Raw genomic sequence first — 24507 nt, 5'->3', positions numbered from 1 at the left:
CCCCGCGGCCCGACGTTCGGGCTCACGGAGGCAGAGCGGGAGCCCTCATCCGCATGCCTCAGCGGCGCCGCCGCGCACGGTGGTGGGCGCTTCAGCCGGCGTCGAACGGCCCGCAGGACGATGTCACCAGCGGCCCTGTTCCGGCCTGGCCTCGTCCGGGCTGTCCGACGGCCATGGCGGGACCGTTGCCGCAACGACTCGCAGTCCGTCCTGCCCGGCCCTGAACTGGAACGACGTGCCCAGGGGAATGGTCAGACAGATGCCGGACCCGAGCGAGGTGATCTCCTCACGGCCGTCCTGGCTCCGCCACATCTCACCGCCTCCGGATATGACGTACCAGACCTCCTGGACGGTGGCGTGGGACACCGCCTTGGACACCTGCCCCGGCGCGAGTTCGAACTGCGCGAAACTCGCGGCCCCCGGCAGAACGCACAGCGGCCGCACCGCCGCACCGTCCGGTGCCGTGACTTCTGCTGCCTCGTCGACCCTCATCGTGCTGAAGCGTGTCGTCATGACCCCAGGATCGTCGTCAGGAACTCGCCCGTCCACGCGAGCAGCTCCCGGCCCACCACCGGCTTGCCGCCGATCTTGCCCGTCGTCGGGCGCGGCACCAGCACCTGGTGCACCGCCGGCTTGATGACCGAGCGCGGATGGAGCCGCTTCAGCCGCAGCTCCTGCGACTCCCTCAACTCCACCGGCGCGAAGCGGATGTTCGGACCCTGGAGGACGATCTCGCCGACCCCGCACGCCCGTGCGAGCATCCGCAGACCGGCCACCAGCAGCAGGTTCTCGACCGGCTCCGGCAGCTTGCCGTAGCGGTCGGTGAGCTCCTCCCGTACGGCCCTGATGTCCTCCTCCGAGTTGGCGGACGCGATCGCCCGGTAGGCCTGCAGGCGCAGCCGCTCGCCCGGCGCGTAGTCGTGCGGGACGTGCGCGTCGACGGGAAGCTCGATCTTGACCTCGAGCGGGGGCTGCTCGTCCGGGGACACGCCGCCCTCGACCGCGGCGCGGTAGTCGGCGACCGCCTCGCCCACCATGCGGATGTACAGGTCGAAGCCGACGCCCGCGATATGGCCCGACTGCTCGCCGCCGAGCAGATTGCCCGCGCCGCGGATCTCCAGGTCCTTCATCGCGACATACATGCCCGCGCCCATCTCGGTGTGCTGGGCGATCGTCGCGAGCCGCTCGTGGGCGGTCTCGGTGAGCGGCTTCTCCGGCGGGTAGAGGAAATAGGCGTAGCCGCGCTCGCGGCCACGGCCCACACGGCCGCGCAGCTGGTGCAGCTGCGAGAGACCGAAGTTGTCGCCGCGCTCCACGATCAGGGTGTTCGCGTTGGAGATGTCGATGCCGGACTCGACGATCGTGGTCGAGACGAGCACGTCGAACTTCTTCTCCCAGAAGTCCACCACGACCTGCTCGAGTTGCGACTCGGGCATCTGGCCGTGGGCGGTCGCGATGCGGGCCTCGGGCACGATGTCGCGCAGCCGGGCCGCGGCCCGGTCGATCGACTCCACCCGGTTGTGGATGTAGAAGACCTGGCCCTCGCGCAGCAGTTCACGGCGGATGGCAGCGCCGAGCTGCTTCTCCTCGTACGGACCGACGAAGGTGAGGACCGGGTGCCGCTCCTCCGGGGGCGTCGTGATCGTGGACATCTCGCGGATGCCGGTGACCGCCATTTCGAGCGTACGCGGGATGGGGGTGGCGGACATGGTGAGGACGTCGACGTTCGCGCGGAGCTTCTTCAGCTGCTCCTTGTGCTCGACACCGAACCGCTGCTCCTCGTCCACGATGACCAGGCCCAGGTCCTTGAACGTGGTCTCGGAGGAGAAGAGGCGGTGCGTGCCGATGACGATGTCGACCGAACCGTCCCGCAGCCCCTCCAGCGTCGCCTTCGCCTCCGTGTCGGACTGGAAACGGGACAACGCCCGGGTCACGACCGGGAATTGGGAGTACCGCTCGGAGAAGGTGCCGTAGTGCTGCTGGACCAGCAGCGTCGTGGGGACGAGGACCGCGACCTGCTTGCCGTCCTGAACGGCCTTGAAGGCCGCCCGTACCGCGATCTCCGTCTTTCCGTAGCCGACGTCGCCGCAGATCAGCCGGTCCATGGGGACCGACTTCTCCATGTCCTCCTTCACCTCGGCGATGGTCGACAGCTGGTCGGGCGTCTCCACGTACGGGAAGGCGTCCTCAAGTTCGCGCTGCCAGGGGGTGTCCGTGCCGAAGGCGTGGCCGGGCGCCGCCATCCGGGCGCTGTACAGCTTGATCAGATCCGCGGCGATCTCCTTGACCGCCTTCTTCGCGCGCGCCTTCGTCTTCGTCCAGTCCGCGCCGCCGAGCCGGTGCAGCGTCGGCGCCTCACCGCCCACGTACTTGGTGACCTGCTCCAGCTGGTCGGTGGGGATGTACAGGCGGTCGCCGGGCTGGCCGCGCTTGGCCGGGGCGTACTCGACGAGCAGATACTCGCGGGTCGCGCCCTGGACGGTGCGCTGCACCATCTCCAGGTAGCGGCCCACGCCGTGCTGCTCGTGCACGATGTAGTCGCCGACCTCCAGGGTGAGCGGGTCGATCTGCTTGCGGCGCCGGGTCGGCATCCGGGCGCCGTCCTTGCCCGCGGCCTTCTGGCCGGTCAGGTCGGTCTCGGTCAGGACGGCGATCCTGAGGCCGGGGTCGATGAAGCCGTAGTCGATGGAGCCGGTGGCGACGTGGACGACGGACGGGGAGATCGCGTCCAGATCGGCATCGAGACGCGCCGCGATGCCCTCGCCGCCGAGGACCTCGACGGTGCGGGCCGCGGGGCCGTGTCCCTCGGTCACGAAGACCGTGCGCCAGCCGTCCGCGAGCCAGCCCTTGGTGTCGGCGAGGGCGCGGGCGGTGTCGCCGCGGTACATCTCCGGCGCGTGCATGCCCAGCTTCAGCGTGTCGGGGTCGCCCGCCGCGTCGGCGTCGGACGTCAGAGCCTCGTCGGCCGCGAACGGCGACACCGACCACCACATCATCCCGAGCTCGCGCGCCCGGTCCCGGATGTCCGCGATGCCCCACAGCGAGGCCGCGCCGACGTCGATCGGGGCCTTGCCCCCGCCCGCGCTCGCCGCCCAGGAGGCCTGCAGGAACTCCTGACTCGTCGCGACGAGATCCGCCGCCCGCGTGCGCACCCGCTCCGGGTCGCACACCACGGCCATCGAGCCCGCCGGGAGGGCGTCGAGCAGCAGCTCCATGTCGTCCACGAGGACGGGGGCGAGGGACTCCATGCCCTCGACCGCGATGCCCTCGGCGATCCTGCCGAGCAGTTCGCCGAGCTCGGGGTGGGCTTCGGCGAGGGCCGCCGCCCGCTCCCGTACTTCGTCCGTGAGCAGCAGCTCACGGCACGGCGGCGCCCACAGACCGTGTTCGGCGACCTCCAGGGAGCGCTGGTCGGCGACCTTGAAGTAACGGATCTCCTCGACGTCGTCGCCCCAGAACTCGATCCGGAGCGGATGCTCCTCGGTCGGCGGGAACACATCGAGTATGCCGCCGCGCACCGCGAACTCACCGCGCTTCTCGACCAGCTCCACCCGTGAGTACGCGGCGGCCGCGAGCCCGTCCACGACCTCTTCCAGATCGGCGGTCTGTCCGGTGCGCAGCGCTACCGGCTCCAGGTCCCCGAGGCCCTTCACCTGCGGCTGCAGCACGGACCGTACGGGCGCGACGACGACGCTGACCGGACCGGCGGTGGGGTCGTCCTGGCTGGGGTGGGCGAGGCGGCGCAGCACGGCGAGCCGCCGGCCCACGGTGTCGGAGCGGGGGGAGAGCCGCTCGTGCGGCAGGGTCTCCCACGACGGGTACTCGACGACCGTGTCCGGGTCGAGCAGCGAGCGCAGCGCCGCCGCGAGATCCTCGGCCTCACGTCCGGTCGCGGTCACGGCGAGCACCGGCCGCCCGGCCTCCCGGGCCAGCGCGGCCACCGCGAAGGGCCGCGCGGCCGGCGGGCCGACCAGGTCGACATACGTCCGGTTACCGTCCGTGGCCGCTTGGACCGCTTCGGCGAGGGCGGGGTCCTTGACGACGGCGTCGAGCAGACCGTGCAGGCTCATGAAGGGGTTCCGTCCGGAGTCCGAGGGGGCGAGCAGGGGGTGGGCAACGCGAACCGCCCGACACGTCTGGGGTCCCCCATGTCGAAGACCAGGGGAGGGCCGGGGGTCTCCAGGGTAAACCGCCGGGATTTTCGGTGCGCGGGTAAACCGGGGCGCTGCCCCGGTGCGTATACCGCGTGAGATCTCACCGCCGACCAGTACTACGGAGCCGCGAAGTGACCACCGAGGAGTTCGAGGAGTTCTACGCGCTTTCCGTGAAACGGCTGGTCGGGCAGGTGTACCTGATGACCGGGGACCTCCATGAGGCGCAGGACGTCGTCCAGGAGGCGTTCGTACGGGCCTGGGGGCGGCGCTCGAAGCTGCGCCGCGACGCCGGACCCGAGGCCTGGATCAGGACGGTCGCCTGGCGGCTCGCGGTCAGCCGGTGGCGTCGCCGCGGGCGGTCGGCGGAGGCCTGGCGGCGGCATCAGGAGGGCCGGGTTCCGGCCGCGCCGGAGCCGGATCCCGGCACGGTGGCGCTGGTCGCGGCGCTGCGGCGGCTGTCCGAGCGGCAGCGGCGGGTGGCCGTCCTGCACTACGTCTGCGATCTGCCGGTGGAGCAGGTGGCGGCCGAGACGGGCATAGCCGCCGGAACCGTGAAGTCGCATCTGTCCCGCGCGAGGGCCGCACTCGCGCCCCATCTCGACGATTCGATCGACCCGATCGAGTCGATCATGCCGGAGGAGCACGGTGTCTGACTTCGACGAGCAGGAAGCCCCGCTGTCGGCGGCACTCAAGCGGGCGGCCGCGGCGGGCGGGGCCCGGGCCGTGCCCGCCGCGGCCGCCCACGTATCCGCCCTGGGCGCGCGCCGCAGAGCCCGCAGGGCCGCCGTGGCGGCCGCGTGCGCGGTGTGCGTGCTGGCGGGCGGTGCCACGGTCGCCGCGGTACAGCTGACCTCGGACGGCCCCACGGCTCCGGCCGCGCCGCCCGTGCCCGTCGACTCGGGCAACGGGAGGTCCCCGGCGCCGTCCCCGGGCAGCCCGAGTGGCTCCCCGACCGCGCCCCCCGCACCCCCCACCCCGACCGTGCCGCCCACGTCGGTGTCCCCGACGGCGCCGCCGTCGTTCTCGGTCCCGCCCCCGGCGACGCCGTCCGCGCCTCCCACGACGCCACCGTGGAACGGCGGTCGGTCCGTCAGTCCCAGCGCCCCGCCGCCGGGTTACGCCACCGGCTCCCCCACCCCCGGCGAGCGCTGACCACGTACCGCGGGAGCGACCGCAACACGCCCTGGGCGAAACAGCTGCACCCGGAGGCCCGTTGCACCGTCAGGGCCGCCGTGGGCGGGCACGTACCCCTGGAGCGCCGCCCGTGAATGGCCCGGCCCCGGGTGCGCTGGAGGTGCGCACCCGGGGCCGGGCCGGCCTGGCTTCCAGGCTACGGGACGACTACGGGCGGAGTTCGCCGAAGGTCCTGACCGCCTGGTAGTACTTCGTGGCGACGCCACGGCAGGCCTTGCGCTGCGCGGACGTGTAGGGACCCCACTGGGTATTGCACACCCGGTTCATGTCGTTCAGGAACGCCTGGTCGATACGCAGCTTGTTCGCCGAGCTGAACACCCGCAGCTTCTTGTGGTTGCGGTAGCCGAAGTCGTGCCGCCAGCACGCGGAGTAGAAATTGAATCCGAGCGGCTTGGAGGTCACGTTGGAGCAGCCGTCGGTCGACCACTCGAAGCGGTAGTAGTTCGAGCCCTGCTGGTAGAGGTCGAGGTACTTGAACCACTCCGTCTGGGAGGACTGCTCCTTGCCGGTCAGGGCACGGAGCTTGTTGAGCCGCACCTGATGCCCGACACGCGGGGTGACTTCTCCCTCCGGCGAGACGGAAGACCCGGTCACGGTCGTCACGTCCGCCGTCTTCACGTCCGCGGGCGCGGGCGCAGCAACCGCAGGAGTCACCGAGGCGAAGCCGACGACGCCGGCCAGTACAGCGCCGGTGAAAGCAGCCTGAACCTTATTCACATGTAAACCTTTCCCCGATTTGCGAATGACCGGCGAACTGGTCGGGACCCGCCGGCTCCGGGAAGAAAATTAGCGCACAAGATTCGTACAGAGAAGGGGTTTTGAGGATCTTCCGGAAGCCTGGAACGCACCCTCAGGAAAAGCTCGGATTCCGATGGCCGGAGCAACTCGGAAGCATCAACTCCCTTTCCCGAAGGGAGACGGAACGCAACGGGCCCCTGTGGGCACGAGGTGCTCACAGGGGCCCGGTCACCACCGCCGCTATTCCGTGGCGATGGCATTCAGCACGTTCATCCGGCCCGCCCGGAAGGCCGGGACCAAAGCCGCGAACAGTCCCACGAACGCCGATCCGACGAAGACCGTGAGGATCGTCGGCCAGGGGATCTCCAGAACGCCGAGGCCTTCCAGGGCCAGCAGCCTCTGCGCCGCCGTGCCCCAGCCCATGCCCAGGCCGAGACCGAGCAGGGCGCCGAAGAGGGCGATGACCACCGACTCCAGACGGATCATGCGGCGCAGCTGCCTCCGCGACAGGCCGATCGCCCGCATCAGGCCGATCTCCCTGGTGCGCTCGACCACCGACAGGGCGAGGGTGTTCACGACGCCCAGGACCGCCACGATGATCGCAAGCGCCAGCAGCCCGTACACGATGTTCAGGAGCTGACCGACCTGGTCCTTCAGGTCCTGCTTGAAGTCGGTCTGGTTCTGCACCTTGTACTGCGGGTACTTGGCGACCGCAGCCTTCAGCGAGGCGTACGCCTCCTTCTCCTTGCCGTCCTCGGCCGAGGCGAACATGATCCGGTTCTTGGGCATCTTCGGGGCGGGGACGTACTGCGCGGCGGTCGCGATGCCGGTGTACATCGCGCCCTTGTCGACATTGGTGTCGTCGGAGGTGATCGCGGCCACCTTCAGCCTGGCCGTCTCGCCGCCCGTGAAGGCGACCGTGATCTCGTCGCCGACCTTCACCCCGTGCCGCTCGGCGTAGCCGTCGCCGACGGACATGGCGTTCTTCCCGTACGCCGCCGAGAGCTCGCCCGCGACGGTCTCACGGCGCACATCCTGCGCGTACGTCGGATCGGCGGCGACGATCCGCTCCTCCTCGGTCTTGCCGTCCGGGGTGGTGAGCTTGGTCCTGAACTGCTTGTACTCGGTGACGTGGCTGATGTGCGGGGCCTTCTCCAGGGCTTGCTGCACCTTCGGCACGATCGCCTGGTTGTTGGTCGACTGGACGATGAAGTCGGCGCCGACGGACTTGTCGAGCTCCTCCGTCGCCGAGGCGACCATGGACGAGCCGACCACCGACAGACAGGCGACCAGGGCGAGTCCGATCATCAGGGCGGCGCCGGTGGCGCCGGTGCGGCGCGGGTTGCGCAGGGCGTTGCGTTCGGCCATCCGCCCGACCGGACCGAAGATCCGCAGGACGAGCGCGCTGATGACCCGGACCACACCGCCCGCGAGCAGCGGGCCGACGACGATGAAGCCGATGAGGCTGAGGACGACGCCGAGCCCGAGCCAGCTCGAACCCTCGCCGGCCTTGTCGGCCCGGGTGGCGGTCCACAGCGCGAACGCCCCCGCACCGGTGAGGAGCACACCGACCACGCCGCGGACGAGTCCTGCCCTGCCGTCCGCCGGTGTGCCGGCCTCGCGCAGCGCGGCCATCGGCGAGACCTTCCCGGCCCGGCGGGCCGGGATGTAGGCGGCGAGTACGGTGACGACGACTCCGAGCACGAGGCCGATCGCCGGGGTCGTCCACTTCACGGTCAGGTCCTGGGTGGACAGTTCCATGCCCATCGAGGACATGAGCTCCATCAGCCCGACGGCGAGGCCGACACCGGCGGCGACACCGGCGACGGAGCCGACGAGGCCGAGCAGCACCGCCTCGACGAGCACCGAGCGGTTGATCTGCCTCCGGCTCGATCCGATGGCCCGCATCAGCCCGATCTCCCGGGTGCGCTGGGCGACCAGCATCGAGAAGGTGTTGACGATGAGGAAGATGCCGACGAGGACGGCGATCCCGGCGAAGCCGAGCATCGCGTACTTCATGACGTCGAGGAAGCTGCCGATGTCCTCACGGCCGGCGTCCGCCGCCTCCTGCTGGGTCTGGAACTTGTACGGCCCCTCGACGGCCGCGGCCACGTTCTTCTTCAGCTGCTCGTGGCTGATGCCGGGCGCCGCGGTGACGGCGACATGAGTGAACGCACCGGCCTTGCCGAGGAGTTCGCGCTGGGCGGTGGCGGTGTCGAAGTAGACGACGGCCGCACCCGGGTTGGTGACCTTGAAGGAGGCGATGCCGGAGATCTTCGCCGTGAGATCACCGGTGACGGCGATGGTGCGCAGCTCGTCACCGAGCTTCAGCCCGTGCTTCTCGGCGGTGTCGGCGTCGACCATCACCTCGGTGGGGCCCCGCGGGGCGTGGCCGGAGGTGATCTCCATCGAACGCAGGTCGTTCCGCGTCCAGTTGCCGGCGATCGTCGGGGCGCCGGTGGAGGAGCCCATGTTCTTGTTGTCCGCGTCGACGACGGTCACGCTCATGGAGACGACGGCGCCTTCGGCGGACTTCACGCCCTCGGCCTTCTCCACCTTCGTGACGAGAGACGCGGGCAGCGTCTCGGGCACGCCGGTCTCCGGCATCTCGTCGTCCGTCGCCGCGTTCTTGGGGCTGACCGTGACGTCCGACGCGGTCGCCGCGAAGAGCTTGTCGAACGTCGTGTTCATGGTGTCGGTGAAGACGAGCGTGCCGGACACGAACGCCACCGACAGCAGGACGGCCACGGCGGAGAGCGCCATGCGTCCCTTGTGGGCGAAGAAATTGCGCAGGGAGGTCTTGAGGACGGTCACGACGTCCGCCCGCGGGCGTCGAAGTCCTTCATGCGGTCCAGGACCTGGTCCGCGGTGGGGTTGAACATCTCGTCCACGATCCGGCCGTCGGCGAGGTAGAGGACGCGGTCGGCGTACGAGGCCGCCACCGGGTCGTGGGTGACCATGACGATGGTCTGGCCGAGCTCGTCGACGGACCTGCGCAGGAAGCCGAGCACTTCGGCGCCGGCCCGCGAGTCCAGGTTTCCGGTCGGCTCGTCACCGAAGATGATCTCGGGCCGGGCGGCCAGGGCGCGGGCCACGGCGACACGCTGCTGCTGGCCGCCGGAGAGCTGGGTGGGCCGGTGCTTCAGCCGGTCCGCGAGGCCGACGGTCTCCACCACCCGGTTCAGCCAGCCGGCGTCCGGCTTACGGCCGGCGATGTCCATCGGCAGCGTGATGTTCTCGATGGCGTTGAGCGTCGGCAGCAGGTTGAACGCCTGGAAGATGAAGCCGATCCGGTCCCGGCGCAGCTGGGTGAGCTTCTTGTCCTTGAGCCGGGTGATCTCGGTCTCGTCGAGGTGTATCTCGCCCGAGCTCACGGTGTCGAGTCCGGCCAGGCAGTGCATGAGCGTGGATTTGCCGGAGCCCGACGGACCCATGATCGCGGTGAACTGCCCGCGCATGATGTCCACGTCGACGTGGTCGAGCGCGACGACCCGCGTCTCGCCGGAGCCGTAGGCCTTGACGACCTGCCGCGCTCGTGCGGCGACGGCCGTACGTCCTCCGGTACCCCCGTGCCGGGGAATGGTCACAGCCGTTGTCACGGTAAGTCTCCTGTTTCGGTGAAGAGCAGCGATGAGCGCGCCGCGTGCGGTTCGAGTCTGGCGGCGGGAACGGTCCCGCCGCGCTGGGGCGCGGCACAGTCTTGAGCGGGGGTTTTCCCCACCCCACGGCGGCCGGTGAAGTCCGGTCCGCCGCGTAAGACCAAGCTAAAGAAGGGCCCCTGCGCCTCTCGTCCTCCAGGGGGACGAACGACCCCTGGGCAGAAGTAGGGAGGTCCCCCTAGGGGTCTCCTCCCCCGGGCCTACGCGCGTCCCCGTGCCGGCCGACCCCTCCCGCCGCAGGAGGAGCTAGTGAGAGGGTGTGTCCGGCGGAGATACGTGCATAGGGAAGGGATTTTGATGAGCGGGGGCGACACGGGCCCGGGCGGAGGCCATACGGGCAGGGACGAGGGAAGTACGGGCACCGGGGAGGGACGTACCGGCACGGGGGACGGACCTACCGGCACAGGCAGGGGCAGGGCGGCCGCGGGGGCGGCACCCGCGGCACCCGCGGCACCCGCGGCATCCGCGGCATCCGCGACCGGCCGCCGCGGACCGGTCGTCGCCGCACTGATGCTCGGCATGGCACTGGCCGCCCTGGACGGCACGATCGTCTCGACCGCCGTACCGCAGATCGTCGGCGACCTGGGCGGGCTCTCCGTCTTCTCCTGGCTGTTCTCCGGCTATCTGCTCGCCGTGACGGTCACCCTCCCCGTGTACGGAAAGCTCTCCGACACCTTCGGCCGCAAGCCCGTCCTGATCGCGGGCATCGCCCTCTTCCTGGTCGGCTCCCTGCTGTGCGCGGCCGCCTGGAACATGGCGTCGCTCATCGCCTTCCGCGTGATCCAGGGCCTGGGCGGCGGCGCGCTCCAGGGCACGATCCAGACGATCGCCGCCGATCTGTACCCGCTCAAGGAGCGCCCCAAGATCGTGTCCAAGCTGTCCACGGTGTGGGCGGTCTCGGCGGTCGCGGGCCCGGCGGTGGGCGGTCTGCTCGCCGCGTACGCCGACTGGCGCTGGATCTTCCTCGTCAACCTGCCGGTCGGGGCCGTCGCCCTCTGGCTGATCGGCCGTCACCTCGTGGAGCCGGTACGGGAACGAGGCCCCCGCACCCGTGTCGACTGGCCCGGCGCCCTCGCCGTCTTCCTCACCGGCGCCCTGCTGCTCACCGCCCTCGTGCAGGGCGGGGTGGCCTGGCCCTGGCCCTCCGCACCCTCACTCGGGCTCCTCGCGGGCAGCGCAGTGTGCGCGGGAGTCACGGTCCTGATCGAACGGCGGGCCGCAGAGCCGATCATCCCCGGGTGGGTGTGGCGGCGGCGCACCATAGCCGCGGTGAACCTGGCCCTCGGCGCACTCGGTCTGCTGATGGTCGCGCCGACCGTGTTCCTCCCCACGTACGCCCAGTCCGTCCTCGGACTCGGCCCGATCGCCGCCGGGTTCGTCCTGTCCGTGATGACACTGAGCTGGCCGGTCAGCGCCGCGTTCTCCAACCGGGTCTACAACCGCATCGGCTTCCGGTGGACGGCGGTCATCGGCATCTCCGCGGCCCTGCTGATCCTGCTGGCCTTTCCGGTGCTGCTGCCGTACCCGGGCGAACCCTGGCAGCCGGCGCTGATCATGCTGCTGCTCGGCGCGGCGCTCGGCTTCTTCCAGCTGCCGCTGCTCATCGGCGTCCAGTCGACCGTGCCGTGGGCCGAGCGCGGGACGACCACCGCGTCCGTGCTGTTCTGCCGTCAGGTCGGCCAGAGCGTCGGCGCGGCGCTCTTCGGGGCGCTCGCCAACGCGGTGCTCACCGACCGTCTCGGCGGCTCCGGCGATCTGGACTCGGTCGCCCACGCCCTGGCCGACGGCACACCGCAGGACCATCTGCGGCGCGCCGTGGCGACGGCGGTGGACTACGTGTACGTCGGCGCGGCGGGCGCGGCCGCACTGGCGCTGCTCGTCCTTCTGTTCGTGGCGCCGCGGAGGTTCCCGGTGATCACGGAGAAGCCGGAGTCCTGAGGGCCGCGAACCCCGGCGACCGGCCGGCGGGCACGCGCTGCTCACCGGCCGGGCAAGGGCCGCCCGGAGACCGGGCGCGCGACCTGCGGGCTGCGCCCGGCCACCTGCGTCCCGCACCCCGCGACCTGCGGACCGACATGTGATCCGACTGATGCCGAAACGACATACCGCCCAGTCGGTAACCCCTTACGCCAACCCTCTACCGACAAGTAACGTTCGCGGTTCCCCCCACAGCGACACCGCCCGTCCGCGAGGGCCCGCAAGGAGCCGCACGATGTCGTACGACCACTACTTTCCCGAGCCGCCCCCCTCGGCGGGGCAGCCCTGGCACGCACCACCGCCGCCGGTGCCGCCCTCCCCCGCCGAGAACGGCGATCTGGGCAGACTCCGCTCGGGCTACCGCAGGCTCCGCCGCGTCGCGACCCTCACGGCGCTCGGCTACTTCACCCTCTTCCTCATCCTCTCCGGCTACGCACCGGACCTGATGACCGGCGAGATCAGCGGCGGCCTCACCACAGGAGTGCTCCTGGGGCTCCTCACCCTGCCCGTGACCCTCGCGGCGATCGCCCTGTACGAGCGGATCGCACGCAACCGCGTCGACCCGATCGCCGCGACGATCCGGCAGCACGCCGAACAGGCGGCCGAGGCGGTCGCACCCCGTCAGAGCCGTCAGAGTCGTCCGGGGCCTGCCGGATGGCAGCAGCCGACGGGAGGCATGCACGCATGACCGGCTTCGACTCCGACGCCCAGACCATGTCGTTCGTCGCCTTCATCGCCGTCATCACGGTCACGCTGCTGCTGTGCGTGATGACCGGACCCGATCGCGACGACCTGGGCGAGTTCTACACCGGCTACCGCTCGCTCTCCCCCGTGCAGAGCGGCCTCGCCATCGCCGGCGACTACATCTCCGCGTCGACCGTGCTCGCCACCATCGGCGTCATCGCGCTCGTCGGCTACGACGGCCTGACGCTCGCCCTGAGCACCGTGGTCTCGCTGGTCCTGATGATGTTCCTGCTCGCCGAACCACTGCGGAACGCAGGCCGCTTCACCATGGGCGACGTCCTCACCCGCCGCACTCCCGGACCCGCCGTGCGGATCACCGCGTGCGCGGTCACCCTGGCCGCGCTGCTGCCGCTGGTGATCTTCCAGCTCGCCGGCGCGGGCGATCTGCTCGCCATCGTTCTCGGCTTCGACGCGGACGGCTTCAAGACCGGGTCCATCGTCTTCCTCGGCGTGCTGATGATCGCGTACGCGGCGATCGGCGGGATGAAGGGCACCGCCTTCATCCAGATCGTCAAGACCGTCGTCCTGCTCGGCGCGGCCACCGCCATCTCCGTACTCATCCTGAACCGCTTCGACTTCAGCGTGCCCGCACTGCTGGACGCGGCCAAGAAGGGCAGCGGTCTGGGAGACGCGTACCTCACCGCCGGACTGCAGTTCGGCGGCAGCGAACTGGACATGATCAGCGCGCAGCTGACGGTGGTGCTCGGCGCCGCGGTGCTGCCGCACATCACGATGCGCATGTTCACCTCGCGCAGCGCCACCGCCGTGCGCCGCTCGTTGTCCTGGGCGGTCTCGACCGTCGTCGTGACCTGCCTACTGCTCGCCGTGATCGGCTTCGGCGCGGCCGCGATCGTCGGGCACCAGGGCCTCACCGCGGGCGACCCGCAGGGCAAGACAGCACTCCTGATGGTCAGCCAGGCCGTCCTCGGAGCGGACGTCACCACTTTCGAGAGTCTGCTGTTCACGGCCGTGGCCACGGCGGTCTTCCTCACCCTCCTCGCCTCGGTCGCCGGGATCACCCTCGCCTGCGCCAACACGCTGGCCCACGACCTGATCGCGCACGGCCTGCGCAGGACCAAACTGAAGCACTCGACCGAGATGGTCGTGGCCCGCGGTGCGGCGGCGTGCGTCGGCCTCGTCGCGATCGCCGTCGCGGCCCTCGTCCGCGACGGGAACCTCCAGGCGCTGGTCACGCTGTCCTTCTGCGTCGGCGCGTCCGCGGTCGCCCCGGCGCTCGTCTACAGCCTCTTCTGGCGCGGCTACACGCGTACGGGCCTGCTCAGCACCCTCATCGTGGGCACCGCCACCGTGCTCATCCTGACGACCGGCACCAATCTGGTCTCCGGCTCCCCGCAGTCCGTCTTCCCCGACCACGACTTCAACTGGTTCCCGTTCACCACGACGGGCCTGGTCTCGGTCCCGGCAGGCTTCCTCGCGGGCTGGCTGGGCACGCGCCTGTCCCACCGCGAAGCCGCGGCGCAACGCCGGCGCTACGAGGAGGTCGAGCCCACCATCCTGGCGGGCGCGCCGGCGCCGTCGCAGGGCGTTCGGTAACAGGGCCGCGCCCGCGCCCCGGCACGGTCGCCGGACGGGCTCCGTGAGAGCCCGTCCGGCGGTTCGAGGACGGACACCCCGGGCCCACCCGCGGTAGCGGGCACACGACAAGCCAGTCCGGCGTTCGAGGACGGACAGCCCGGCTGCGCCGACGGGCACCCGCACGCTTCCAGGCCCCGCTGGGTCCCCCACGCCCGCAGGGCGTAAGGGAGTCGGAGGCACGAGGCGCGAGCACCGTCCGTACCGCGGGGCCCGGGACGGCGGGACCCGGCGTCCGCCCCGGGTGCGGGGCGGACGCCGGGTTCCGTGGGTCAGGACCGGGCACGTACCGCGGTCAGATCAGGCCGTCCCACATCTGCTCCAGAAGCACCGACCACCAGCTCTCCGGCGACGACAGCGCCGCCGGATCGAGCGCCGCGAGCTGCGACTGGAAGTCGACCGTCCAGCGGCCCGCCTGCTCCGGGTTGAGCCCGAAGCGCAGCCGCCACATCCGGCCGAGCAGCGCCAGGCAGCGGGTGAACTCCGGCAGCCCGCTGTTCACGAACTGCGGCGGCATCGGCTGCCCGCCGGGCCCGCCCTCCACCGGCACCGCCACGATCTGTGCCGTGCCGTACTGGACACAGATCGCCCGGCCGAAGTCGCTGCCCACGACCAGATACGAACCGGCGTCCGACGCCGGCTGGACCTGCCGCTGTGCGGCCAGTTCGGCCAGGGTCGGCACCACCGGCTGAGCCGGCTGCGCCCAGAAGAACGGCCCGAAGTCGGCCGGCAGACCCGCCCACACCAGGGTGCGCGCCACCACCTCCGGCACGCCCTGACGGGACACCGCCCGCTGGTCGAACCGGCAGATGCCCTGCGGTCCGAACGCCCCCGCCAGCTCCTGAGCGATGCCCTCCGGGGGCACCGGCGACGCCGGCTGCACCGGCTGCACCGGAGCACGCACCGGCGCGGGGCGTGCCGGGCCGTCCGCGACCTGGTGCAACTCGCCCTGGTGGGTGAGGAGCTGCTGCATGCCACCCTGCCGGCTGGCGTGGTCCTTGCCGTACGGGGCGATGTTGGTGATCCGCGCCTGCGGCCAGGTCTCCCGGATCATCCGGGCGCAGTAACCACCGGGCAGCTCACAGGACTCCAGCTCGGTGTGGAGCTCCAGCACCTGGTCGTTGGGGACGTTCATCCCGCGCAGCTCATGGAAGATCTGCCACTCCGGGTGCGGCGTGCCGGGCGCCGAGCGGCGGATGAGCTGCTGCTCGGAACCGTCGGGCGCGCGGTAGCGCAGCACAGCCTGGTAGCCGGGGCCGACGGTCGGCACACCGGCCGGCGGCTGCTGCTGCGGATAGCCGTAGGCGGGCGGCGGTCCCTGCGGCGCCAGTCCCTGCGGTGCCGGTCCCGGGGGACCCGGAGGCTGCGGAGCCTGCGGCGGCGGGACCTGGCCGGGTCCGGCCAGCATCGTCGCAGCATGGTGCACACCGCCGGGCGGCGTACCGGGAGCACCAGGAGCACCAGGAGGGCCGGGCGGCTGCGGAGCGTTCGGAGCACCCGGCGGACCGGGCGGCTGGGGCGCAGCCGGACCGACCTGACCCGGGCCCGCCAGCATCGTCGCAGCATGGTGCACACCGCCGGGCGGCGTACCGGGAGCACCAGGAGCACCAGGAGGGCCGGGCGGCTGCGGAGCGTTCGGAGCACCCGGCGGACCGGGCGGCTGGGGAGCACCCGGACCGACCTGACCCGGGCCCGCCAGCATCGTCGCGGCGTGATGCACACCGCCGGGCGGCGTACCGGGAGCGGCCGGCGGGGCCTGCGGCGGCTGCGGTCCGTCCGGGCCGAGCTGCGAGACCAGCTGCGTCGGTACGTACCCGCCCGCCGGAGCGCCGGGCGGCGGCGTGCTCGCCGGGCCCGACGGCGGCTGCCCGGTGCCGGGCCGGGCGCCGGGGACACCGGGCGCGCCGGGCGGCGGCGGAGTCGTCGGACCGCCGCCGCGCGAAGCACGCGGCGGCAGCACGGCCTTGCTGGTCGCGGCGTCGGCGATGTCACCGGCCGACGGCTGCGGCCCCGGCACCTGCGGTCCTGGCACCTGCGGGTCGAGCGCGGGGGCAACGGCGGTACGCGGCAGCTGGCTGCCGCCCGACATCAGCGCGGTCGGCGCGTCCGCACCCACCGCCGGCGGCGGGGTGTCGTCCTCGTCCGAACCGGCCAGCGGCGGAGCGAACACCGTCGCCGGCAACGGCACGGAACCGTCCTCCGCCGGGGCATTCGTGTCGGTCCCGGCCCACGGAGTCCCCTCCCCGGGCGCCGCGGGCACCCCGTCGGAGGCGGTGGGCTCGTAGTCGCCACCGCCGGCGGCAGGCCAGCCGGCCGCCGGCGTCGACGGCGCAGGCACGGAAGGTACGGAAGGCACGGAGGGTGCGGGACCCGCGGAAGGTGCGGGAGCCGCGGGAGAGGAATCCGCGCCGGCGCCTGCGGTCGGGACACCCTGCGACGGGCCACCGGCCGCCGGGGCCGGGGAGGCCTCGGGCGTCGGTGCGGAAGCGGGAGCCGCCGAGCCCGGCCAGGCATCACCGCCGACGTGCGAGCCACGACCAGCGGTACCACCACCGGGCACATCGGCACCCGCCGAAGCCGCCGCCGGCGAGCCTGCCACCGGGCCCGCGCCCGCCGGAGATTCACCGGCACCCGCGCTCGCACCGGCACCAGCACCCGTGCGCTGGTCCGCAATGCCCAGCTTGTCCGCCGCGTCCTGCAGCCACTCCGGCGGACTCAGCAGGAACGACGTCTGGTTCAGATCGATCCGCTCCGGCTGCGCCACGACCGGCGCCGCCGCCACGTCCGGAGTGCCGTACTCCTCCTCGTAACGACGGATCACCTCACCCACCGGCAACCCCGGCCACAGCGTGGCCTCCCCGCTGTCCCGGGCGATCACCAGCCGCTGCCGTCCGCCGTCCGACGTCGGACCTCCCCCATAGCCTTCGGCATGGGAGGTACCCCCAGCACGGTCCTCCGCCCACACCACGAAGCCCAGCTCGAACTCCCGCACCCGCACCTCACGATGCTGATACGCGGGCACATCGCCGTTGACCCACTCTTCCGCGCGCTCCTGCGCCTGCGCGAAGGTCACCATCGAGAAGCTCACTCCCCCACCGGAACGGCGCGCGCGAAGCCGCCGTCCACCATCAGGTTCGCCACGGTCTCCAGCTCGGGCGGATTGCCCGCCAGCCGGGACAGGAACACGTCGAAGTCCTCGCCGCACGGCAGCAACAGCCGCTCCACACGCTCGGCGACCGTCCAGCCGTCCCGGTCGCGGGCGTCGTCGTACGCGCAGAACCACACCGAACCGACATCGCCGCCCCGGACCTTGACCGCCAGCAGCCCGCCCTGGACGAAACCGACGCCCAGATAGTCCTTCGTCAGATGGTCCCGCAGACACTTGTTGACATACACGAGGTCATTGACCGCTGCCTCCTCACGCACCGTGAAGAACGGCTGGTCGACCAGCAGACCCAACTCCGCGTCGAGCGCGGCCCCCACCGGCGCGCACCCGCCCGCCGCCTTCAGGAAGGAGCGGTACGCGCCCGGCAGACGGTACCCCAAGTCCTCCTCCACACCCAGCAGTTGCTGCTCGGTCACCGACACCGCCCCCTTGGGCAGGCCGAAGTGCGCGGGCCGGGTCTCCTGCAGCGGACGCGTACCCCGCTTGGCGTGATCGACCGCGGTCGTCGCCATACCGCCGTGATGGCGCAGCAGCGCCTTCACCTCGACCGGCACCAGCTCCAGCCGGCGGCCGCCCGCGGCGTGGTGCCACGTCCAGCCGTGCGGCGTCGCCACCGCCGGGATGGTGTCCCACAGCTCATGACCGTCGGCGTGCAGCGCCGCGTTCGCCGATACGTAGTCGGTGAGCCGCAGTTCGTCGACACCGAAACCCTCAGGGGGTTCGGCGATCTCCGCGGCGGCACGCGCATACGGCGAGAAGTCCGGAAAGCCGTTCTCATCCACTCGTACACCCATGGGGTGACGAGCGGCCCTGACCGGGTCCGGGAAGTGCACGACCTGCCCGGCGTAGGCCGCGTTCGGTGGCGCGGCTTGCTGCCCGAGCCGACCTGTCGTCATGGCGGTTGCCCCCTGCTGCGTCTGGCTGGTTCACCACAGCCTATGCGGTGCGGCAACAGCGAGTACCGCCCCTCCACTTCCGTAACGAACCGTCACTCCCATGTGACCCTGAGCCGAAGGCAGCACGACACAGCTGCACGTTTCAGTCACCCCGCTTCCTTACCTGCCGCCCCATTTGGCAGGCTGTCCCAGCAACTCGGGGGCAGTGTCCATCAGCGGCTGACGCCGCGGGCACGGGAGGGACAACAGCACGATGCACACGGCACCATCAGGCACAACAGGTGACCCCAGGCTCAGCTGGAGCAGCGCGGAGGCCGACGGCCGCCCGCCCGCACTCCGCTTCCGCCGCGACGGAATCCTGCCAACCGTGGCCGCAGCACTCTCCGTGCGCGGCGAAACCCTCACCTGCACCGCCGCCAAGGGCGACCAGCCACCCCTGCTGCACCCCCTCGTCCAGGACTTCCTCGACACCCTCACCAGCGGCCAGCGGGAGCGCTTCACCGGCCGCTGCCCCGAAGCGATCCTGCTCTCCCGCCACGTCACCGCCACCGACGCCGCCCGCTCCAAACGCGCGCAGCGCAAACCCCTCACCCAGGGCGAGGTACGCCGCTCCCTCAAACACGCCAAACTCACCGCCCGGCGCATCCGCGAGGACGGCGACCCCCTCCACGGCAGCTACGCCGCACCCTGCCGCTCCTGTACGGCGATGCTCGCCCACTTCAACGTCCGTACCGTCGACCCGACCCAGACCGAGAACGGCTGAACGCACACCCATGCCCGACCACCCCCTCAGCACCACCCGCTTCCCCGTCGCCGTCGACGCCGCCCTGCGCGACGCGGGCTGGCAGCCGGGCCGCTGGGACATCAAACAGGCCGAACACTGGGCCGACGCCCTGCGCTCCCACGTCTCACCCGGCGGCCACCGGCACGCCGTCTTCCCCGCCGCGGTCGAAGCCTGGGCCGAATTCGGCACGCTCCTCCTCGCCCCACCCGGCCCCGGCCGGCAGACGGCGCCCACAACCGTACGCTTCGACCCGCTCGCCGGACTCCACCTCGCCCGCACCCTCGGCGACCTCGGACGAGCCCTCGACACCGAAATCGCCCCCCTCGGAGAAGAGGGCAACGCCCAGGCCGTCCTCGCCATCGACGCCGAAGGCCGCGTCTACAGCCTCGACCACACCGGCGACTGGTACCTCGGCCCGGACCTGGACCAGGCCCTCATCACACTGGTCACCGGCGCCCAGCCGGCACGACTGACGACATCCTGAGACAGCCCGGCAAGATCCGGGAGACAGGCCCTACGCCGCCGGCACGTCCATCGGCAGCACCGCGGAGACCCGGAACCCACCCGCGTCCGTCGGACCCGACACGAACACCCCGCCCAGCGCCGACACCCGCTCCCGCATTCCCACCAGACCGTTCCCCCCACTCGGCAGACCCGCATCCGCCGCACCACGCTCCGACGGACCGTTCTCCACCTGCATCGCGATCTCCGCCTCACGATGAGCGACCCGGACCCACGTCTTCGCACCCGCCGCATGCTTGTGCACGTTCGTCAACGCCTCCTGCACCACCCGGAAGGCCGTCTGCTCGACCTCCGGCCGGTACACCCGCATCTCGCCGTGCACCGTCAGCTCCACGGCCATCCCCGCCTGCCGGGACTGCTCCACCAGCGGCTCCAGATCCGCCAGCGAAGGACCGTCCCCCGCCGCCGCAGCGGCGGCAGCGGCCGCGGCCACCCCGACCGCCGCCAACGGCACCGGCTCCGCCGCCCTCGCCGCGACCTCGTCACCGGCCCGCAGCACCCCGAGCATCTCCCGCAGCTCCGTCAACGCCTGCCGGCCCATGTCGCCGACCAGCGCCGCGTTCCGCACCGCCTTCTGCGGATCCTTCAGCGCCACCGCCTGCAACGCCGCCGCATGCACCACCATCAGACTCACCCGGTGCGCGACCACGTCATGCATCTCGCGCGCGATCCGCGTCCGCTCCTCCGTACGCGCCCACTGCGCCCGCTGCTCCGCACGGTCCGCCAGCAGCGACAACTCCTGCTCCAGGCTGTCGGCCCGCTCCCGCAAGCTCTCCATCAGCCGCCGCCGCGCCCCGACATACAGACCGAGCAGCAACGGCGGCGCGGTCAGCCCGATCGACATCACGACGGACACGACCGGCACGTACCAGGGCCCCGGATCGAAGTCCGCGGAGACCACGTCCTGCTGGGTCCTCACAAAGGTGACGATCAACGTCCCCACCAGCGACATCCCGGCCAACGCGGCGATGATCCGACGGGGCGCCTCCGAGGCCGCGAGCGTGTAGAGCCCGACGATCCCCATCAGGAAACCCATCTCGGCCGGCGTGATCGCGATCGAGACGAGCACCACACCGACCGGCCACCGCCGCCGCAGCACCAGCGTCGACCCGGCGATCAGCCCGAAGACCACCCCGAACGCCACCGGCAACGCCGCCGTGTCCGCGAACCGGACCCCCTCCAGCGCACACTCCACCGCGGACACGAGCGCGAGCCCGACGTCCAACACGACACTGCGCCGCCGCCCCCACCACAGCCAGGCCCGGGCGTCCCCGCCCGCAGCGTCCTGGTGTGCCCCCGTTGTGGTCATGTCTCCCAGCCTACGGAAGCGCGCGACCGATTTTCCGGCGACTGTGCGCGCACTCGTGCGCGCGGGTCTCGCCCGTGTGCGTGCCGCGCAGGACGAGCAGCGCGTCACCCAGAGCGCCGATCTCTACCGTCGCACGGAAGGGGCTTGGTACGGCATAGTGTTGGGTGCCGGTCCGGCGGACTGACCAAGTGTCCGTTGTCGTTGGATTTCATCCCCTGTGGTGTAATTGGCAGCACTGAGGCTTTTGGTGCCTTATGTCCGGGTTCGAGTCCTGGCGGGGGAGCCGTCGCTTTCCGGGTCCTGACCTCCACGGTCAGGACCCGCCCTCATTTCACCCCTGAAACGTGCCGGTATCCTTCGGGTGTCCCCCACCCGAAGCATCGAAGCCGAAGGGCATTCCCGTGAGCGCCAACCGCCCGGCCGCCGTCGTCGTCCTCGCAGCGGGTGAGGGCACCCGCATGAAGTCGAAGACTCCCAAGGTCCTGCATGAAATCGCCGGGCGCTCGCTCGTCGGACATGTCGTGTCCGCCGCCCGTGAGCTGGAGCCCGAGCAGCTGGTCGTGGTCGTCGGTCACGCGAGTGAGCAGGTCAAGGAGCATCTCGCCACCCACTACGCCGGTACGCGCACGGCGTTCCAGGCCGAGCAGAACGGGACGGGGCACGCCGTCCGTATGGCGCTCGAGGAGCTCGGGCGGGCACCCGAGGGCACCGTGGTGGTCGTCTGCGGAGACACTCCCCTTCTTTCCGGTGAGACGCTGGCGGCACTCACCGCGACGCACGCCGCCGACGGGAATGCCGTGACCGTGCTGACGGCCGAGGTCCCGGATTCCACCGGCTACGGCCGGATCGTGCGGGACGCGGCGACGGGTGCGGTCACCGCGATCGTGGAGCACAAGGACGCGACCGAGGCCGAGCGGGCGATCAGCGAGATCAACTCCGGGGTGTTCGCGTTCGACGGGCAGCTGCTCGCGGATGCGCTGGGCAAGGTGCGTACGGACAACAGCCAGGGCGAGGAGTACCTCACCGATGTGCTCGGGATCCTGCGCGAGGCGGGGCACCGGGTCGGGGCCTCGGTCGCGGGTGATCACCGGGAGATCCTGGGCATCAACAACCGTGTGCAGCTCGCGGAGGCCCGCGGGCTGCTGAACGAGCGGCTGCTGGAGCGGGCCATGATGGCCGGCGTGACGGTCGTCGATCCGGCGTCGGTGCTTGTCGACGTGACGGTGACGTTCGAGCGGGACGCGGTGATCCACCCGGGTACGCAGCTGCTGGGCGCCACGCATGTCGCGGAGGACGCCGAGGTCGGCCCGAACACCCGGCTGAGGGACACGACCGTCGGCAGGGGCGCCCGGGTCGACAACACGGTGGCCGAGGGCGCGGTGATCGGCGAGTCGGCGTCCGTCGGCCCGTACGCCTATCTCCGCCCGGGTACGAAGCTCGGTCTGAAGGCCAAGGCGGGTACGTACGTGGAGATGAAGAACGCCACGATCGGCGAGGGCACGAAGGTTCCGCACCTGTCGTACGTGGGTGACGCGACGATCGGCGAGTACACGAACATCGGCGCCGCGAGCGTCTTCGTGAACTACGACGGCGAGGCGAAGCACCACACGACGATCGGGTCCCACTGCAAGACGGGCTCGGACAACATGTTTGTTGCTCCTGTCACAGTCGGGGACGGCGCGTACACCGCGGCGGGCTCCGTCATCACCAAGGATGTGCCGCCCGGTTCGCTTGCTGTGGCCCGTGGCCAGCAGCGGAATATCGAGGGTTGGGTGGCTCGTAAGCGTCCGGGAAGTGCGGCGGCGCAGGCTGCCGCGGAGGCGGGCAGGCAGGTCGACGCCGAGGGCTGACCGGAAACAGGTGCGTCAATCTCGGCGTACCGTGATACGTGCACACGATTCGGCTGGCTCGCCGCACCAGGGACGGGCGGATCAGCGGCAGAGAAACACGTCTGAGGAGACAGTGCTGTGACCGGGATCAAGACGACCGGCGAGAAGAAGCTGATGCTCTTCTCCGGCCGCGCCCACCCCGAGCTGGCCGAAGAGGTCGCACATCAGCTGGGTGTCGGTCTCGTGCCGACCAAGGCTTTCGACTTCGCGAACGGTGAGATCTACGTCCGCTTCCAGGAGTCGGCGCGTGGCGCGGACTGCTTTCTGATCCAGAGCCACACGGCTCCGATCAACAAGTGGATCATGGAGCAGTTGATCATGCTCGATGCTCTCAAGCGGGCCTCGGCCCGGAGCATCACTGTGATCGTCCCGTTCTACGGCTATGCCCGTCAGGACAAGAAGCACCGTGGCCGGGAGCCGATCTCGGCGCGTCTGGTCGCGGATCTGATGAAGACCGCGGGTGCCGACCGCATCCTCACGGTGGATCTGCACACGGATCAGATCCAGGGCTTCTTCGACGGCCCGGTGGACCACCTCTTCGCGCTGCCGCTGCTGGCGGACTACGTGGGTGCGAAGGTCGACCGTTCGAAGCTGACGGTGGTGTCCCCGGACGCCGGCCGTGTGCGTGTGGCCGACCGCTGGTGCGACCGGCTGGACGCTCCGCTGGCGATCGTGCACAAGCGCCGTGACAAGGACGTGGCGAACCAGGTCACCGTCCATGAGGTGGTCGGCAATGTCGAGGGCCGGGTCTGTGTCCTGGTCGACGACATGATCGACACCGGTGGCACGATCTGTGCGGCCGCGGACGCGCTGTTCGCGCACGGCGCGGAGGACGTCATCGTGACGGCGACGCACGGTGTGCTGTCCGGTCCGGCGGCGGACCGGCTGAAGAACTCCAAGGTGAGTGAGTTCGTGTTCACGAACACGCTGCCCGACCCGAACAATCTGGAGCTCGACAAGATCACGGTCCTGTCGATCGCTCCGACGATCGCGCGTGCGGTGCGTGAGGTCTTCGAGGACGGTTCGGTGACGAGCCTCTTCGAGGAGCAGTGAGATAGCCGGCGCCGGCTAGTGCCCCTCCCGGCAAGCTTTGCCCTGTCGCGGCACTAGATCGATTTCTGGGGCGGCCTCCCCGCCGAGTACACTGTCGAAGTTGCTCGGCGAGGGAGGCCGTACTCGTTTGTACGGCGGTCCGTTATCGACGCGCTCTTCGTAGCAGGCCAGTCGTGGCCGGGTGACCGTTCCTGTTCGTCACCACATACGAGGAGTGCATATGTCCGAGGTGAAGCTCGCCACCGAGACCCGTACCGAGTTCGGCAAGGGTGCCGCGCGCCGCATCCGCCGCGACAACAAGGTTCCGGGTGTTCTGTACGGCCACGGCGTCGACCCGATCCACCTCACGCTGCCGGGTCACGACCTGCTGCTCGCCCTGCGTACCCCGAACGTTCTGCTGTCGCTGGACATCGAGGGCAAGACGGAGCTGGCGATCCCGAAGTCCGTGCAGCGTGACCCGCTGAAGGGCTACCTGGAGCACGTCGACCTGCTGCTGGTGAAGCGCGGCGAGAAGGTCACGGTCGAGGTTCCGGTGGCCACCGAGGGCGAGCTGGCCCCGGGCGGCAACCTGCTGGAGCACGTTCTCAACGCGCTGCCGGTCGAGGCCGAGGCCACCCACATCCCCGAGTCCTTCACCGTCTCCGTCGAGGGCCTGGAGGCCGGTGCCTCCGTTCTCGCCAAGGACGTCGCGCTGCCGAACGGCGTGACCCTGGCCGTCGAGGAGGACGCTGTCGTGCTGCAGGTCCTGGCCGCGCAGGCCGAGGAGCCGACGGCCGAGGGCGAGGAGGCTGCCGAGGGCGAGGCCGCCGAGGCCACCGAGGCCTGAGCC

The 24507-nt window shown here is 71.0% G+C and carries 18 protein-coding genes and 1 tRNA gene; 11 read left to right on the top strand and 8 right to left on the bottom strand.

The annotated features are described in order from the left end of the window. Positions 1-123 precede the first annotated feature (123 nt). Positions 124-513, bottom strand: coding sequence for a cupin domain-containing protein (locus ACZ6ZQ_RS05620; RefSeq protein WP_469767254.1), 390 nt, complete (start codon positions 511-513; stop codon positions 124-126). Next, complete coding sequence (gene mfd / locus ACZ6ZQ_RS05615) at positions 510-4070, bottom strand: transcription-repair coupling factor (protein WP_469767253.1); 3561 nt, start codon at positions 4068-4070, stop codon at positions 510-512. Before mfd ends, ACZ6ZQ_RS05620 begins: the two co-directional genes overlap by 4 nt. 215 nt (positions 4071-4285) lie before the next feature. On the opposite strand from mfd, the gene ACZ6ZQ_RS05610 reads away from it, so the two are divergent. Both ACZ6ZQ_RS05610 and ACZ6ZQ_RS05605 read left to right on the top strand, forming a co-directional pair. Next, the gene (locus ACZ6ZQ_RS05610; RefSeq protein WP_469767252.1) at positions 4286-4807 is read left to right on the top strand and encodes a SigE family RNA polymerase sigma factor; all 522 of its coding nucleotides are present in this window, start codon (positions 4286-4288) and stop codon (positions 4805-4807) included. Next, positions 4800-5306 (top strand): hypothetical protein, encoded by a 507-nt coding sequence (locus ACZ6ZQ_RS05605; RefSeq protein ID WP_469767251.1) that lies wholly within the window; start codon positions 4800-4802, stop codon positions 5304-5306. Before ACZ6ZQ_RS05610 ends, ACZ6ZQ_RS05605 begins: the two co-directional genes overlap by 8 nt. A 189-nt stretch (positions 5307-5495) precedes the next feature. Here ACZ6ZQ_RS05605 and ACZ6ZQ_RS05600 read toward each other — a convergent pair whose 3' ends face one another. The 3 genes from ACZ6ZQ_RS05600 to ACZ6ZQ_RS05590 all read right to left on the bottom strand — a co-directional run bounded on the left by ACZ6ZQ_RS05600 (position 5496) and on the right by ACZ6ZQ_RS05590 (position 9685). Next, on the bottom strand, positions 5496-6065 hold the full coding sequence (locus tag ACZ6ZQ_RS05600; protein ID WP_469767250.1) for a phospholipase: 570 nt from the start codon (positions 6063-6065) through the stop codon (positions 5496-5498). A gap of 261 nt (positions 6066-6326) precedes the next feature. Next, complete coding sequence (locus tag ACZ6ZQ_RS05595; RefSeq protein ID WP_469767249.1) at positions 6327-8900, bottom strand: ABC transporter permease; 2574 nt, start codon at positions 8898-8900, stop codon at positions 6327-6329. Further along, positions 8897-9685, bottom strand: coding sequence for an ABC transporter ATP-binding protein (locus tag ACZ6ZQ_RS05590; protein ID WP_469767248.1), 789 nt, complete (start codon positions 9683-9685; stop codon positions 8897-8899). The genes ACZ6ZQ_RS05595 and ACZ6ZQ_RS05590 overlap by 4 nt, the downstream gene beginning before the upstream one ends. A gap of 357 nt (positions 9686-10042) precedes the next feature. Between ACZ6ZQ_RS05590 and ACZ6ZQ_RS05585 the strand changes: the two genes are divergently transcribed. The 3 genes from ACZ6ZQ_RS05585 to ACZ6ZQ_RS05575 all read left to right on the top strand — a co-directional run bounded on the left by ACZ6ZQ_RS05585 (position 10043) and on the right by ACZ6ZQ_RS05575 (position 14020). Further along, entirely contained in the window at positions 10043-11683 is a 1641-nt protein-coding gene (locus tag ACZ6ZQ_RS05585; protein WP_469767247.1) for an MFS transporter, read from the top strand. 274 nt (positions 11684-11957) lie between these two features. Continuing rightward, entirely contained in the window at positions 11958-12410 is a 453-nt protein-coding gene (locus ACZ6ZQ_RS05580; protein ID WP_469767246.1) for a DUF485 domain-containing protein, read from the top strand. Next, the gene (locus ACZ6ZQ_RS05575) at positions 12407-14020 is read left to right on the top strand and encodes a sodium/solute symporter (RefSeq protein WP_469767245.1); all 1614 of its coding nucleotides are present in this window, start codon (positions 12407-12409) and stop codon (positions 14018-14020) included. Before ACZ6ZQ_RS05580 ends, ACZ6ZQ_RS05575 begins: the two co-directional genes overlap by 4 nt. A gap of 334 nt (positions 14021-14354) precedes the next feature. On the opposite strand, the gene ACZ6ZQ_RS05570 is transcribed toward ACZ6ZQ_RS05575, so the two are convergent. After that, entirely contained in the window at positions 14355-17135 is a 2781-nt protein-coding gene (locus ACZ6ZQ_RS05570; protein ID WP_469767330.1) for an SUKH-4 family immunity protein, read from the bottom strand. Between the two features lie 8 nt (positions 17136-17143). After that, positions 17144-18121, bottom strand: a complete 978-nt coding sequence (locus ACZ6ZQ_RS05565; RefSeq protein WP_469767244.1) for an SMI1/KNR4 family protein — start codon at positions 18119-18121, stop codon at positions 17144-17146. 253 nt (positions 18122-18374) lie between these two features. Between ACZ6ZQ_RS05565 and ACZ6ZQ_RS05560 the strand changes: the two genes are divergently transcribed. Together ACZ6ZQ_RS05560 and ACZ6ZQ_RS05555 are read left to right on the top strand one after the other, a co-directional pair. After that, complete coding sequence (locus ACZ6ZQ_RS05560; RefSeq protein ID WP_469767243.1) at positions 18375-18884, top strand: YwqJ-related putative deaminase; 510 nt, start codon at positions 18375-18377, stop codon at positions 18882-18884. A gap of 10 nt (positions 18885-18894) precedes the next feature. After that, positions 18895-19389, top strand: coding sequence for an SUKH-3 domain-containing protein (locus ACZ6ZQ_RS05555; RefSeq protein ID WP_469767242.1), 495 nt, complete (start codon positions 18895-18897; stop codon positions 19387-19389). Positions 19390-19419: 30 nt separating this feature from the next. Here the strand turns inward: ACZ6ZQ_RS05555 and ACZ6ZQ_RS05550 are convergent, their stop codons facing one another. Then, a complete protein-coding gene (locus tag ACZ6ZQ_RS05550; protein WP_469767241.1) occupies positions 19420-20736 on the bottom strand; it encodes a sensor histidine kinase in 1317 nt (438 codons plus the stop codon). A gap of 211 nt (positions 20737-20947) precedes the next feature. On the opposite strand from ACZ6ZQ_RS05550, the gene ACZ6ZQ_RS05545 reads away from it, so the two are divergent. From ACZ6ZQ_RS05545 to ACZ6ZQ_RS05530, 4 genes are all read left to right on the top strand, one after another. After that, a tRNA-Gln gene (locus tag ACZ6ZQ_RS05545) sits at positions 20948-21019 on the top strand. A 118-nt stretch (positions 21020-21137) separates the two neighbouring features. Beyond that, positions 21138-22586 carry a bifunctional UDP-N-acetylglucosamine diphosphorylase/glucosamine-1-phosphate N-acetyltransferase GlmU gene (gene glmU / locus ACZ6ZQ_RS05540; protein WP_469767240.1) on the top strand — a complete coding sequence of 483 codons (1449 nt, stop codon included), beginning with the start codon at positions 21138-21140 and terminating at the stop codon, positions 22584-22586. A gap of 117 nt (positions 22587-22703) precedes the next feature. After that, complete coding sequence (locus tag ACZ6ZQ_RS05535) at positions 22704-23678, top strand: ribose-phosphate diphosphokinase (RefSeq protein ID WP_469767239.1); 975 nt, start codon at positions 22704-22706, stop codon at positions 23676-23678. Between the two features lie 220 nt (positions 23679-23898). After that, positions 23899-24504: a 50S ribosomal protein L25/general stress protein Ctc gene (locus ACZ6ZQ_RS05530; RefSeq protein ID WP_469767238.1), complete on the top strand. Its 606-nt coding sequence runs from the start codon at positions 23899-23901 to the stop codon at positions 24502-24504. Positions 24505-24507 lie beyond the last annotated feature (3 nt).

The organism is Streptomyces sp. NPDC053673, assembly GCF_055585225.1.
Note: the sequence above shows the minus strand (reverse complement) of the source record. Positions and strands in the feature narration are given on the sequence as shown.